General features: G+C 72.1%; 13 protein-coding genes. 5 read left to right on the top strand and 8 right to left on the bottom strand.

Annotation, left to right across the window (positions count from 1 at the left end):
• Nucleotides 1-82 precede the first annotated feature (82 nt).
• Both ACZ63H_RS03225 and ACZ63H_RS03220 read left to right on the top strand, forming a co-directional pair.
• Nucleotides 83-934 carry a helix-turn-helix domain-containing protein gene (locus ACZ63H_RS03225; protein ID WP_469861610.1) on the top strand — a complete coding sequence of 284 codons (852 nt, stop codon included), beginning with the start codon at nucleotides 83-85 and terminating at the stop codon, nucleotides 932-934.
• A 393-nt stretch (nucleotides 935-1,327) separates the two neighbouring features.
• Nucleotides 1,328-2,233: an alpha/beta hydrolase gene (locus tag ACZ63H_RS03220; RefSeq protein ID WP_469861808.1), complete on the top strand. Its 906-nt coding sequence runs from the start codon at nucleotides 1,328-1,330 to the stop codon at nucleotides 2,231-2,233.
• Between the two features lie 127 nt (nucleotides 2,234-2,360).
• On the opposite strand, the gene ACZ63H_RS03215 is transcribed toward ACZ63H_RS03220, so the two are convergent.
• The 6 genes from ACZ63H_RS03215 to ACZ63H_RS03190 form a co-directional block, all read right to left on the bottom strand.
• Nucleotides 2,361-2,732, bottom strand: a complete 372-nt coding sequence (locus ACZ63H_RS03215; protein WP_436960755.1) for a fluoride efflux transporter FluC — start codon at nucleotides 2,730-2,732, stop codon at nucleotides 2,361-2,363.
• Nucleotides 2,729-3,139: a fluoride efflux transporter FluC gene (locus ACZ63H_RS03210; protein ID WP_469861607.1), complete on the bottom strand. Its 411-nt coding sequence runs from the start codon at nucleotides 3,137-3,139 to the stop codon at nucleotides 2,729-2,731. Before ACZ63H_RS03210 ends, ACZ63H_RS03215 begins: the two co-directional genes overlap by 4 nt.
• Nucleotides 3,140-3,306: 167 nt before the next feature.
• Nucleotides 3,307-3,594 carry a DUF6510 family protein gene (locus ACZ63H_RS03205; protein WP_469861606.1) on the bottom strand — a complete coding sequence of 96 codons (288 nt, stop codon included), beginning with the start codon at nucleotides 3,592-3,594 and terminating at the stop codon, nucleotides 3,307-3,309.
• A gap of 32 nt (nucleotides 3,595-3,626) precedes the next feature.
• Nucleotides 3,627-4,370 carry a ferredoxin reductase gene (locus ACZ63H_RS03200; protein ID WP_469861604.1) on the bottom strand — a complete coding sequence of 248 codons (744 nt, stop codon included), beginning with the start codon at nucleotides 4,368-4,370 and terminating at the stop codon, nucleotides 3,627-3,629.
• On the bottom strand, nucleotides 4,370-4,969 hold the full coding sequence (locus ACZ63H_RS03195) for a molybdopterin-dependent oxidoreductase (protein WP_469861602.1): 600 nt from the start codon (nucleotides 4,967-4,969) through the stop codon (nucleotides 4,370-4,372). The genes ACZ63H_RS03200 and ACZ63H_RS03195 overlap by 1 nt, the downstream gene beginning before the upstream one ends.
• A gap of 231 nt (nucleotides 4,970-5,200) precedes the next feature.
• Nucleotides 5,201-6,340: an alpha/beta hydrolase gene (locus ACZ63H_RS03190; RefSeq protein WP_469861600.1), complete on the bottom strand. Its 1,140-nt coding sequence runs from the start codon at nucleotides 6,338-6,340 to the stop codon at nucleotides 5,201-5,203.
• A gap of 839 nt (nucleotides 6,341-7,179) precedes the next feature.
• On the opposite strand from ACZ63H_RS03190, the gene ACZ63H_RS03185 reads away from it, so the two are divergent.
• From ACZ63H_RS03185 to ACZ63H_RS03175, 3 genes are all read left to right on the top strand, one after another.
• On the top strand, nucleotides 7,180-8,007 hold the full coding sequence (locus tag ACZ63H_RS03185; RefSeq protein ID WP_469861598.1) for an alpha/beta fold hydrolase: 828 nt from the start codon (nucleotides 7,180-7,182) through the stop codon (nucleotides 8,005-8,007).
• Between the two features lie 207 nt (nucleotides 8,008-8,214).
• Nucleotides 8,215-9,846: a molybdopterin-dependent oxidoreductase gene (locus ACZ63H_RS03180; protein ID WP_469861596.1), complete on the top strand. Its 1,632-nt coding sequence runs from the start codon at nucleotides 8,215-8,217 to the stop codon at nucleotides 9,844-9,846.
• Between the two features lie 100 nt (nucleotides 9,847-9,946).
• Complete coding sequence (locus ACZ63H_RS03175; RefSeq protein ID WP_469861594.1) at nucleotides 9,947-10,609, top strand: fasciclin domain-containing protein; 663 nt, start codon at nucleotides 9,947-9,949, stop codon at nucleotides 10,607-10,609.
• Nucleotides 10,610-11,576: 967 nt separating this feature from the next.
• Here ACZ63H_RS03175 and ACZ63H_RS03170 read toward each other — a convergent pair.
• Together ACZ63H_RS03170 and ACZ63H_RS03165 are read right to left on the bottom strand one after the other, a co-directional pair.
• Complete coding sequence (locus ACZ63H_RS03170; RefSeq protein WP_469861592.1) at nucleotides 11,577-12,326, bottom strand: anti-sigma factor; 750 nt, start codon at nucleotides 12,324-12,326, stop codon at nucleotides 11,577-11,579.
• Entirely contained in the window at nucleotides 12,323-12,907 is a 585-nt protein-coding gene (locus tag ACZ63H_RS03165) for a sigma-70 family RNA polymerase sigma factor (protein ID WP_469861591.1), read from the bottom strand. Before ACZ63H_RS03165 ends, ACZ63H_RS03170 begins: the two co-directional genes overlap by 4 nt.
• Nucleotides 12,908-13,163: the final 256 nt, after the last annotated feature.

The raw sequence follows: 13,163 nt of genomic DNA, 5'->3' as shown, positions 1-13,163 counted from the left end.
GGCCGGTCCGCCGCGGCCGCGGCAGAGGCGGGATTCTCCTGGGTGCAGCGCACCCAGGAAGACGGCCGGCCACGGACTTACGATGGGGCGCATGGCAGCACGCTCCGAACTCGGTGCCTACCTCGGCGCCCGCCGCGCCCAGGTCGCCCCGGCCGATGTGAACCTCCCGGTCACCGGATACCGGCGGGTGCCCGGGCTGCGGCGCGAGGAGGTAGCCCTCCTCGCGGGTATCAGTGCCGACTACTACATCCGCCTGGAGCAGGGCCGGGAACGTACCCCCTCGGCGCAGGTCCTCGACGCGCTGGCCTCCGCGCTGCGGTTGGGCGAGGACGCCCGGCAGCACCTGTTCCGCCTCGCCGGTGCCGGCCCGCGCGCCGTGGCAGCCGCGGTGCCGGACCGCGTGGAGCCCAGCCTGCTGGCGCTGATGGACGCCTGGCCCCACAACCCGGCGATCGTCTACAACCGGGCGTACGACGTCCTCGCCTCCAACGTCATCGCCGACGCGCTCTTCCACGACTGGACGCACTCCCGCAACCTGATGCACGTGGTCTTCACCGACCCGGCTGCCCGCACCTTCTACCGAGACTGGCACGAGGTCGCCCGCAACTCCGTCGCCGGCTTCCGCCTCGGCCACGGCGCGGCACCGGACGACCCTCGCGTCCGCCGGGTGCTGACCGAACTCCTCGACTCGAGCCCGGAATTCGCCGACCTGTGGTCCCGTCACGACGCCCGCGGCAAGGCTCTGGAGGTCAAGCGCTTCGCCCACCGCGACGTCGGCCCGCTCACGCTGACCATGCAGACCTTCGACATCCGCTCGGCTCCGGGCCAGGAACTCGTCGTCTACCACGCCGAGCCGGCCTCTCCCAGCAACGACGCCCTCACTCTCCTCGGCTCGTTGGCCGCCGTCCCGCCCATCCGGAGACCAGCCGTGTGAGGGGCCTGGATGCGCGCAGACCCGCCGACGCCAGGAGGAACGCGAGGCCGCTCACCGGGAGGTGTTCGCGGAGGCCCCTTCTCCGTGGCAGCTCTCGACGCCGAGGAGCGCTGTCCAGCCGAGGTGCTGGACCGGCACCTGCACCACCCGCGGCCGCCCCCTTACCAAGAGCAGGTGCGATCCGGGCGGTCCGGCCACTCACGGCGCGCGGATCGGACCCTGGGAGCCGCGCGGCAGGGTGGTTCTGGGTACACCCCTGTGGGGGTGCTGGACCGCTGGTGGGCCGAACGGGCCCTTCATAGCGTTGTCTTCATGATGGATGACACGAACGAAGCACGAAAAGGTGCCACCCGGCGGATGGCACTGCGGGGGATGGGACTCGCGGCGGGAGGCATGGCGCTGGCCACCGGGCTCGGCACCGCGCCGGCCGCGGCGGCCCCGCGTCGCGGGCCCGTGACGTACGTGCTGGTACACGGTACCCACAGCGCCGGCGCGTTCTGGATGCCGATCGCGCGGGAACTGGTGCTGCGCGGCCACCGCGTCGTCATGGTGGACCAGCCACGGCACGGCGCCGAGGCCTTCGTGCCGGAGTCGTACCAGAGCCAGGACCTCACAGCGATGGCGGTCGAGCCCTCCCCGCTGAGGGGGCTCGGGCTGCACGACTACGAGGCGCGCGTCACGGGCATCGTGCGGCAGGCCGCGCGGAACGGCCCCGTGGTGCTGGTCGGGCACAGCCTGGGTGGCGTGTCGGTCAGCCGTGTCGGCGACGCCGTCCCGCACCTGCTTCACCACATCTGCTACATGGCGGCCTTCTGTCCCAGCCGCGCCCTGCCCACGGCGGACGCCTGCACGGCGGCGCCCGAGAACGCGAACGCCGTCAGCCCGGTGGAGCTGACGGTGGGTGACCCGGACCGGCTCGGGGTGTTGCGGCTGAACTTCCGTACGGGTGTCAGCGGTGAGCTGGCCCTCCTGAAGGAGATGATCTGCGCGGACTACCCCGACGCCGAGTTCCGCCGGATACTGGCCGGCATGCAGACCGACGAGCCCGTCGCCGCCTATGCGGGCCGAGCGGTCGGCCGGGCCGCGAGCTGGGGACGCATTCCCCGCACCTACCTGCGTTTCGGCAGGGACCGTACGATCGCCACCGCGCTCCAGGACAGAATGATCGCGGAAGCCGACGCGTCCACACCCGGCAACAGCTTCCGCGTGCACGACTTCCCCGAGGCGTCACACGTCGGCCCTCTGGACCCCACCCCGGTTGCGAACGTCCTGGACACGCTCGCAGGGCAGGGGAGCTAGGGCCGCGCCCGGGTGCGCGAGGAAGGATTCACCCGTCGGGGCACGGGCGCCCTCGCGAAGTGCTCACGCCGGACCCGTGTTCCGGGGGCTTGCCGCATGCGGGAGGACGGGGCACCTCTGGGTGGTCTCACCAGATCCAACGTCCGGCCATGGTGCCGGCCCAGGCCAGCGTGACGCCCGCGAGCAGACTCGCCGCGAGATACAGCGCGCCCGTGCGGAGTCGGTCGGTGCGCAGCAGATCGACCGTCTCCCAGGCCAGCGTGGACCATGTGGACAGGGCGCCGCAGACGCCGACCGCGACGAGCGACTGTACCCAGGCCCGCGGGACCCGCATCTCCAGTGCGATTCCCAGCAGCAGGCACGCGGCGCAGTTCACGGCGAAGGTGCCGGCCGGGAAGGGACGCCGACGCGTCGACTTGGCGGCGGCGCCGGCCCAGTAGCGGACCGGTGAGGCGATGGCCGCGCCGAGCGCGAGCCAGGCCCAGTCCGCGGCATTCACCGGTCACCCCGGGCATCCCGGTCCAGCAGGCCCGACGTCAGTGCCGCGCCCGCCGTTGTGGAGGCCAGTGCCCCCGCGACGGTGGCGGCGGCGTAGACGACCGCAGTGGGCGCGTGGCCGTCGGTGAGCAGGCGCTGGACGTCGGCGGAGAAGGCCGAGAAGGTGGTGAAGCCACCGAGGAATCCACTGCCCAGCACCGGGCCGGCCCACATCGGGCGGCGGCCGGGCTTGTGGTTCAGAAGGGTCATCAGTACGCCCATGAGCGCGCAGCCGGCCAGGTTGACGGCCCACGTCGTCCACGGGAATCCCGTTCCGGTCGCGGGGCCCGTCAGGTCTGCTCCCGCACGCGCCGCCGCTCCGGCCGCGCCGCCCGATGCCACCAGGAGCGTCATACGTGTCCCGGTCATCCCGCAGTGGTGCGGGTGCGGGAACAGCCGTGGGAACAGCATCGTCCGGTCTTCGCGGGGCGGTCCGGCCCGTGACGGGGAGGGACCGCTCCCGCCCGCCGGCCGGCCCTTCAAAAGGTGACGCGCTCCGCGACCGATCGGGGTCCGCGGCGTCACCGGGTTCCGGGTCACGGCGTGGCCGTCGGCACGCTGAGGCGGAACGCCCCGCCTCCGTTGCCCAATTGGAGCCAGAGGAAGCCGGGCTGGGTGACGACCCGGACAGCGATGTCGGCGCAGCCGGGGCAGCGTCCGGTGAGGCCGGGGCCTGGGCCGTACACGTGCAGTTGCCCGAGGGTTGCCGGCACGCGGCAGGTGGGGCACAGGCGCCAGGCCGTGGTGGGATCGACGGTGAATACGTCGGCGAGCGGCCCGGCCAGTGCGTTTCCGTCGAGGTGGCGGGCGAAGTGCTGGTTCACGGGTTTCTCCCGGTGCGTAGGGGGCGGGCGGTTCAGCCGAAGCGTTCCGTCCTGATCCGGTCGGCGGAATGTCCGGCGGCCCGCAGGAGGTCGCCGGCGTGTTCGACGAAGCCGGTCGGACCGCAGACGTAGCAGCGGGCGCCCGGCGGTGGCAGGCCCTCCAGGTCGTCCAGGGTGACGCGGCCGGCCGGGCGGCTCGCTCCACCGGGCGCCCGGCGGGTGTAGAGCACGCGTATGGACTCGTGGGGCCGCGGTGTGCCGAGTTCGTCGGCGTACCAGACCTCGTCGGGGCCGCGTACGGAGTAGAGGAGGGCGCAGGGTGTCTCGGCGGCGTTCGCGCGGCGGGCCCGCAGCATGGCCATGAGCGGCACCACCCCGCAGCCGCCGGCGACGAGCAGCAGCGCGGAGTCGACTGCGCCGTCCCACACGAACCACCCGCCCAGCGGGCCCTTCATCTCGACCCGCGCGCCCACCGGCAGGTCACCGACCAGGTACGGCGACACCTCACCGCCAGGCACCGCCTGGACGCCCAGTTCGACCACGTCGCCGTCGGCGGGGCGGGCCAGGGAGTAGCTGCGCACCGCCTGGTAGCCGTCATCGGCGGTGAGCCGGACGTCGACGTGCTGCCCCGGCAGGTGCCCAGGCCACCGGGGCACGTCGAACCGGAGGGTGCGTCCGGTCTCCGTCTGCTCCTCCCGCTCCACGAGCCGGGCCGGAAACCATCGCCCCGGCCGCGCGGGCGTGACCGGGCGGCCCGGCGCGTCCGGCGTGCTCATCAGTCCCTCCAGGTGTGCTGCTCGCGCCAAGGGTCTCCGTAGTTGTGGTAGCCGACGGACTCCCAGAAGCCCGGTTCGTCCTGGAGCGTCAGACGCAGGCCCTTGACCCATTTGGCCGACTTCCAGAAGTACAGGTGCGGGATCAGCAGGCGGGCCGGTCCACCGTGCTCGGGTGAGAGGGCGTAGCCGTCGTAGGAGTGGACCAGCCACGCCTTGCCGCCGGTCACGTCCGCCAGGGGGAGGTTCGCGGTGTATCCGTCGTAGGACTCGGCGACGACGAAGCCGGCTGCCGTGTCGATGCCGTCCAGCAGGACGTCGAGGGAGACGCCGCGCCACCTGGTGGCGAACTTCGACCAGCGCGTGACGCAGTGGATGTCCACCGTGGGTTCCTGTTGCGGCAGGTTCGTCATCTCGTCCCACGTCCAGGAACGCTGTCGGCCGCTCTCGTCGGTGACGGTGAAGGACCACTGCGCGGTATCCAGGTGCGGGGTCGGCCCGGCGGACAGCACGGGAAAGGACTCCGTCGGATACTGGCCCGGCGGAAGACGTCCTTCGAAGGCGTGGGTCCGACCCTGGAAGCCCGGTGAGAAGCCTGTCATCGTGTTGCTCCTCCTGCTCGGTCCACGCCGGACGACTTCGCGGCGGACACGGCGCGGAGACGGGGAAACATGCGGGGTACCGGTGGGCCCGGCAGCCACTCCAGGCGCACCGGGATCCGGCACCGGGCGTCGGGTGCCGAGCCGCCAGGAGCGGCCGGTCCGGTGGCCCGTGTGCGGGCCGTGCCCGGCCGGCGGCACGATCACGCCTCCGGCCGGGCACGGGAGCCTGCGTCAGCCGTTCAGCGCCTGACGGAGGGCGGCGGTCGTCTTAGCGACGGCGTCCTTGGCGGACGGTGTGTCGCGCAGGGCGTTGAGCATCATGAAGTCGTGCACCGTGTGCGGGTAGTGGTGGTGCTGGACGTTGACACCCGCGGCGCGCAGCTTGCCGATGTAGGTCTTGGCCCCGTCGAGCAGGACGTCGGAGTCGGTGACGACGACCGCGGGGGGCAGGCCGCGCAGCTGCGCGGTGGTGGCCTTGTCGGGCGAGGCCAGCGGGTTGTCGCGGTCGGCGGCGTTGGGGGCGTACTTGTCCCAGAACCATTTCATGTTGGCGCGGGTGAGCCAGCAGTTCTCCTGGAACCGCTTGTAGGAGGCGGTGTCGAAGTCGGCCTCCGTGACGGGGTACAGCAGGACCTGCTGGCGGAAGGTCACTCCGCCGCGCTGCTTGGCCATCATGGTGACGGCCGCCGTCATGTCGCCGCCGACGGAGTCGCCGGCGACGGCGAGGCGCTTGCCGTCGATGCCGATCTCCTTGCCGTGCCGGGCCACCCACGTGGAGGCGGCGTACGCCTGCTCGATGGCGACGGGGAAGCGGGCTTCGGGGGAGGGCGTGTAGTTGACGAAGACGACCGCCGCGCGGGCCCCGTTCGCGAGCTGGCGCACCAGGCGGTCGTGGGTCTTCGCGTTGCCGAGGACCCAGCCGCCACCGTGGATGTAGACGAGGCCGGGGAGGGTCCCCTTGACTCCGGCGGGACGGACGATGCGCAGGGACACCCGTCCGGTGGGTCCGCCGTCGACGGTCTTCTCGGTGATGTCGGCGGGGAGTTCGGGCACGGGGCCGGCCTGGAGCTTGTCGAGGACCTTGCGGGCCTGCTGGGGCGTCTGCTCGAACAGCGGCTTGCCGCCCTGGTGGGCGAGCTGGTTGAGGAAGGACTGGGTGGTGCGGTCGAGCGAGACGGAGGGCATCCCGCAGGGAACGTTGCCGTTGGACGTGTCGCCGTCGCTCGTGCCGCCGCCGGTGATGAGTGATGCCGGAAGGGCGGACGCGGTGCCGGGCGCGGCGCAGTAGCCGGTCAGGACCGCGCCTGCGGCCACGGTCGCCGCCACTGCGGACAGGGTCCTGCGGCGGGCGTGTCCGTCGGTTGCACGCATCAACTTCTCCTTTTGGGTGAATTTTCCCCCCTTCGCATACCGTTGCGGGCGGCTTCCTCCGCTGCCCGGCAACCGTGCCGTTCGGGTGATCGGGGCCCGCTGTCGGGGTGACAGCCGGGGTGAACCGGTTTCAGTCCGCCCGAGCCGGTTCCTGCTGTTGCTCCCGCTTTTCATCGATCCGCGCCCGCAGGATGTCGCCGTTGAGGGGATGGCCCTGCCCGTGCCCGGAACACCGGGCGGCACGTGTGGAACGCCCGGATTGCCGCCTCACGGCCGAGCCCGGATAGTGGGGAGAGGACGAGGAGCGGCACCGTCGTCGTGGACGCAGTCGTGTGTGTGTCCTCGCCCGCCGACGGTACGTGCCCCGGCCGGCCCAAGACTCCGCCGTCCCCTGTTGCCGCCACTGTCGTTCGCGCGGAGTTCCCTGTCACCGTGGAGGAGTCCGTCATGGCCGACCCCGTGTCCACCACCGGTTCCGGCACTCCACCCGCTTCCAGGAGCGGCACCCGGCCGGCCGGCGGGTCGAGACGGCGGAAAGGGTACGCGCCGCCTACGCCCCGCACGCGGGCGACGACGACTTCTCCCAGCCCGGCCGCCTGGTCCGCGAGGTCATGGACGACGCCCGGCCCGACCGGCTCGTCGGCACCGTCACCCGCCGTCTGCGCAGGCGGCGTCTCCACCGCCGTACGCGAGCAAGCCCTCCAGCACCGGTGGAAGAACATCGACGCGACGACCGGCAGCCGCATCGCCGACACCTTCGCCTGAACCGTCCCCCACCGCCTCCCGGCCCGCACCTCGCCGGAGGCACCCCGAGAACCCGTCACCGAGAGGACCCGACCATGCCGGTGTGCACCACCCGCGACGGAACCGACATCTTCTACAAGGACTGGGGCCAGGGCCGCCCGGTCGTGTTCATCCACGGCTGGCCGCTCAACGGCGACGCCTGGCAGGACCAGCTCAAGGCCGTCGCCGACGCCGGATTCCGCGGCATCGCCCACGACCGCCGCGGCCACGGCCGCTCCACGCCCGTCTGGGACGGCTACGACTTCGACACCTTCGCCGACGACCTCGACGACCTGATCAACCACCTCGACCTGACCGACGTGACGCTGGTCGCGCACTCCATGGGTGGCGGCGAACTCGCCCGTTACATCGGCCGTCACGGCACCGGGCGCCTGCGCTCGGCGGTACTGCTGTCGGCGGTCCCGCCCATCATGGTGAAGTCCGACGACAACCCCGAAGGCGTCCCGGACGAGGTGTTCGAGCAGATCAAGAACGGCATCCTCAACGAACGCTCGCAGTTCTGGAAGGACACCGCGGAGGGCTTCTTCTCCGCCAACCGGCCCGGCAACAAGGTCACACAGGGCAACAAGGACGCCTTCTGGTACATGGCCATGGCCCAGACCATCGAGGGCGGCGTACGCTGCGTGGACGCCTTCGCCTACACGAACTTCACCGACGACCTCAAGAAGTTCGACATCCCCACCCTCGTCGTCCACGGCGACGACGACCAGGTCGTCCCCATCGACGCCACTGGCCGCAAGTCCGCCGAGATCATCGCCGACGCCGAACTCAAGGTGTACGAGGGCGGCTCCCACGGCATCGCCATGGTGCCCGGCGACAAGGAGCGCTTCAACCAGGACCTGATCGAGTTCCTCGGCCGCTGACCGGCACGGGCCCGAACGGCGTGTCCGGTGCTCCCCGCGGGGGGCACCGGACACACGCGTGACCAGGACCCTGCAGCCGGGGCGACCCGCACCGCAACGGCGTCTGACGTATCCGTAGCGGACCGCACGGCGGATTGGTCCCGGATCTTTTCTCACCCGATCAGGTCTGGGACCAATCCGCCCGGCGGGCGGAACCGGATTCCCCCCGTGAGGAACGAAGAGAGGGATCAGCGAGCACGGCCGGCCTGGTCACGTGTGGCGTTGGGTGCGCTGAGCGGGGCGCTGGCCGGCTTCGCCGCGCTGGCGGTGGCCGAACTGGTCGCGGCTCAGGTGCGTCCGCAGTCCGGTCCGGTCATCGCGGTGGGCGGCGCGTCCGTCGACGCGACGCCCACCCCGGTCAAGGACTGGGCGATCCGCCACTTCGGCACCGACGACAAGCTCGTGCTGCAACTCGGCATCCTCGCCGTGCTGACCGTAATGGCCCTGGTGCTGGGCGCGCTGGCGGTCCGGTTCCGGCGGGCCGGAGCCGGCGGTGTCCTTCTCTTCGGAGCCGTCGGGGCGGCGGCCGCCGTCAGCCGGCCCGACTCCACCAGCCTCACCGACGCACTCCCCTCCATGGTAGGGGCCGTTGCCGGAGCGCTGCTCCTGTACGTGCTGGTGGACCGCCTGACCACGGTGAGGCGGTCGGGATCGCCGGTCCCCGGGGCTGTGACCGGACGGGCGGGTGCCGGACTGCCCGCCTCCGCGGGGTGGGACCGGCGGGGATTCGTCCTCGCGGCCGCGTCCACGGCAGCGGCCTCTGCCGCGGTGGGCGCGCTCGGCCGGTCCTTGAACGCCTCGCGCGGCCAGGACGCGATCGCCTCCCGCGGGAAGCTCGTGCTGCCTTCTCCCGGGTCACCGGCGCGTCCGGTACCCGAGAGCGCCGGGTTGCGCGTCCCAGGGATCAGCCCCTTCGTCACCCCGAACGACGATTTCTACCGGGTGGACACCGCGCTCGTGGTGCCCAAGGTGGACGCCACCACCTGGCGGCTGCGGATCCACGGCAAGGGCGTACGCCGTTCCCGCACCTACTCCTTCGACGACCTGCTGCGCAGAGAGCTGATCGAGCGGGACATCACCCTGACCTGTGTCTCCAATGAGGTCGGCGGGCCTTACGCGGGCAATGCCCGGTGGATCGGCGTACGGCTGGCCGATCTGCTCGCCGAGTCCGGGGTCCGGCCGCCGTCCCGGGGAGGTGCGGCGGACCAGCTGGTGTCCCGGTCGGTGGACGGCATGACGATCGGCAGCCCGGTCGAGGACCTCATGGACGGCCGCGACGCGATGCTCGCCCTGGGCATGAACGGGGAGCCGCTGCCTTTCGAACATGGCTTCCCGGTCCGGATGATCGTCCCTGGCCTGTACGGGTTCGTCTCGGCGTGCAAGTGGATCGAAGACATCGAACTCACCACGTTCGATTCCTACGATCCGTACTGGGTCAGGCGCGGCTGGGCCCGCGAAGCCCCGGTCAAGACCTCCTCGCGGATCGACACCCCCAAGCCCTTCGCCCGGCCCACGGCGGGCACGGTCATGGTCGCCGGGGTCGCCTGGGCCCAGCACCGGGGCATCGACAAGGTCGAGGTCCGCGTCGACGACGGCCCCTGGCAGGAAGCCCGCTTGGCCGACGAGGACACCCGCGACACATGGCGCCAGTGGTCGTTTCCCTGGCTGGCCACCGAAGGCGGCCACACCCTCACCGTCCGCGCCACCGACCGCACCGGCGCGATGCAGACCGGCACACGTACCCGCACCGTCCCCGACGGCGCCGGCGGATGGCACTCCGTCGTCGTGAGCGTCGAGTGACCACCCCTTCCCCCCAAGGGCTCCACGCCCTTCCCGAACCACCTTCGCGCATCACCCCCGAGACGCGGCACAGCGCCGCGTGATCCGACAGGAGAACATGATGAACACCCGTATCCGCCGCAGTGCCGGTCTCCTCGCCGCGGCCGTCGTGCTTCCGCTGGCCCTGACCGCCTGTTCCAACGACAGCGGTGACTCGGGCAAGGCCGACTCCTCCGGCAAGGCGTCGGCTCCGGCCACCGAGGGCAGCGACGACATGAGCGGCTCGACGGCTTCCGCGAGCAGCGTGGACCAGCCGTTCGGTCCGGCCTGTTCCGCGGTGCCGGAGAACGGCGCCGGCTCCTTCGACGGCATGGCCAAGGACCCGGTCGCCACCGCCGCCTCGAACAACCCGGCCCTGTCCACCCTGGTGACGGCGGTGAAGAAGGCCGGTCTGGTCGACACCCTCAACAACGCTCAGGACATCACCGTGTTCGCCCCGACCGACGATGCCTTCAAGAAGATCCCGAAGGCCACCCTGGACAAGGTCCTGAACGACAAGGCCCAGCTGACGAAGATCCTCACCTACCACGTCGTCGGCAAGAAGCTCACCCCGACCGACCTCCGGAACGGCTCCTTCGACACCTTGGAGAAGTCGAAGGTCACGGCCTCCGGCTCGGGCGAGTCCTACACCGTCAACGACTCCGCCAAGGTCGTCTGCGGCAACGTCAAGACGGCCAACGCGAACGTCTACATCATCGACACCGTCCTGATGCCCAAGAGCTGACACCATCACGAGCAAAGGACGCACGCTCTGACCGGTCGTCCTGACGGGAGCGAATCGGGCGGGGCGCGTCCTCCCGCCCCGGGCATCCGCCGGCCGCCCGACCGGCAGAGCCTGGCGGGTGCCCCCTCAAAAAAGGGCTGGTCCGCAGACCTCAGGGCCTGCGTACCAGCCCTCTGAGCCGGCCGTTCGCCCGCCCGGGGAGGGGGACACCACCATGCGGCAACCGTCCGACCCGACGCCGGACGGACGGGCGGCCCGTGCGGAGGGCCCGCGCCCACGGCCGCCATCGGCGGTGGAGTGGCGGGCCCGACCGCCGCGTACCCGCTGGCTCGCGCACACGACGTCACACCACGAGGCCGACGTCCGGCTCGGGACCTGGTCACGCAGGAGTCGGCGGTGAGCATGCCGGTCCGGTGCGCGGGCCGCGGGCCGGAATACGCCGGTGCCCGCGCTCTCCGCGGACTCTTCGCCCGGCCCCGCGACACCCTGCGCGGGCCGTGCTTGCGCATGCCGGGCGAAATGCCGCGCTTCCACCAGGCCGCCCGGCGTCTGCCGGCGGCGGGCGCCGATGCCCGGCACCTTCCCGGACGGCGCCGTGTTCACGTCGTACTCCCGCGCCCACTTCATGACGCCGGTGGTGTCCGCCGTGTGATCCCGGGCCGCGAAGACCGCCCTCATGCATCCGGTACAGCGAGGTCGGCGGCACGTATGACGCGGTGGTCAGCGTGGAGATGATCGAGTGCCGCGCGGCGGCTCGCCGCTCTTGCCGAGGACGCGCCCGGCGGGCCTCTGCCGGTGCGGCCGCGTACCTGGGACGGCGGTGAGACCGGTCCCGCCGGGCCGTGGAGGACGGACGCGCGGATCGTCACCGGCGCCGAGGCCCGAGCCGTCGACGTGGCCCGAGCCGCCCGTGACGCCGTCACCGCCCGGCTGACGGCCACGCGTCCCGCGAGACGGGGTGCCCGGTTCAGGACGGGATTCCCAGCAGGCCGATGGGCGTGCTGGTCGGCCGCGGCGAGCCACCGGCCGGCTCCACGGTGATCCCGACTCCCGTGGCCCCGCCCACCCGGCCCCGCATCAGCACGCTCTGGTCGACGCGGTCACGGCTCATGAGCCCGGCCGGACGCATCGTCCCGGCGTCGGCGAACCACAACTGGTACACCTTGCCCCGGGGCGGCTCGGCCATGCCCGAAGCCACGAACACGGCCCGGTCACGACGCCCGGAGACCACCAGGGCGCCCGTACCGCCTGCCAGCCGGACCGAACGCGTCTTCGCGTCCGGCGCGGCCAGCACCCTCGCGACCTCATCGGCGTACCGCCCGGCCTCCGCCGCCTGATGGCGGGCCTCCCGAGCGCGCTCGTACTGCCACACCGCCGTACCGCCGAAGGCCGCGGCGGCGGCCACGCAGGCGGCCAGCGCCCAGCGGGTCACGCGGCCACCGTGTGCCACCCGACGCCGGACCCGTTCAACAGCCGGGGTGCCCGGGCCGATCTGCCGCACGGTGGTCACCCGGCGCAGCACCTGCTCGCGCAAGGCGGGCCGGATCGGCACCGCCGAGGCCGACGCCAGCCGGGCGGCCGTCGCGGTGAACTCCGCGACCTCCTGCGCGCACGAGGAACAGGCCGCCAGGTGGCTTTCGAAGGCGGCAAGCTCGTCGTCGGGCAGGGCGTGCAGCGCGTAGGCGCCCGTCAGCGTGTGCAGGTCGGTCGTGGTCATGCCGCCACCCCCAGGCAGTCGCGGAGCCGGATGAGGCCGTCGCGCAGCCGGGTCTTCACCGTGCCCAGCGGCAGCGCGAGGGCCTCGGCGACCTGCCGGTACGTCAGGCCGCGGTAGTAGGCGAGCGTGACCGCCTGCCGTTGCAGCTCGGTCAGGGTGCGCAGGCAGCGCCGTACCTGCTCCTGCTCCAGCCGGGTCTCCACCTGTTCGGTGACCTGATCGTAGGCGGGCGTCCGGTCCAGCAGCGCGGCCTTGGCATCACGGGCGGCGGCCGCCTCGACCGACCGGACCCGGTCCACCGCGCGTCGGTGCGCCAGCGTCAGGATCCAGTTCAGTGCCGTACCACGTTCGGGCCGGTAGCGCGGGGCGGTGCGCCACACCTCGACGAGAACATCCTGAGCCACCTCCTCCGACTGCGCCAGGTCGCGCAGCACCGCACGGACCACGCCGAGCACGGAGCCGGCCACCGTGTCGTAGACCGCGGCGAACGCCTCCCGATCTCCGAGGGCCACCTCGTGCACCAACTGCTGCAGGTCGGGCTTCGATGACGGATGGGCGCCGATGTAGACGGCTTCCTTCACAACGGTTCTCCCTGGGGATGACGGTCCGGAACGTTCCCTGTAATCCGAGGCCGCACGGCCGGCGGATTGGTCCCGTGTCGGTGCCGCGGATGCCGTCCCGGACCTGCCGAGCGCGGACGTACACAACTGCTACGCCCGCTGCTTCCCCTCGGGCAGGGACTCGACTCCTAGTGGGGCGCGCTCGGCAAGCACGGCAGCCCGAGGGCAAGAACCCCGTCGGCGCGCATCCAGGGGACTGCACCGAGGCCCCGCGACG

This window comes from Streptomyces sp. NPDC104831 (genome assembly GCF_055583025.1).
This window is presented reverse-complemented; position numbering and strand designations above follow the sequence as displayed.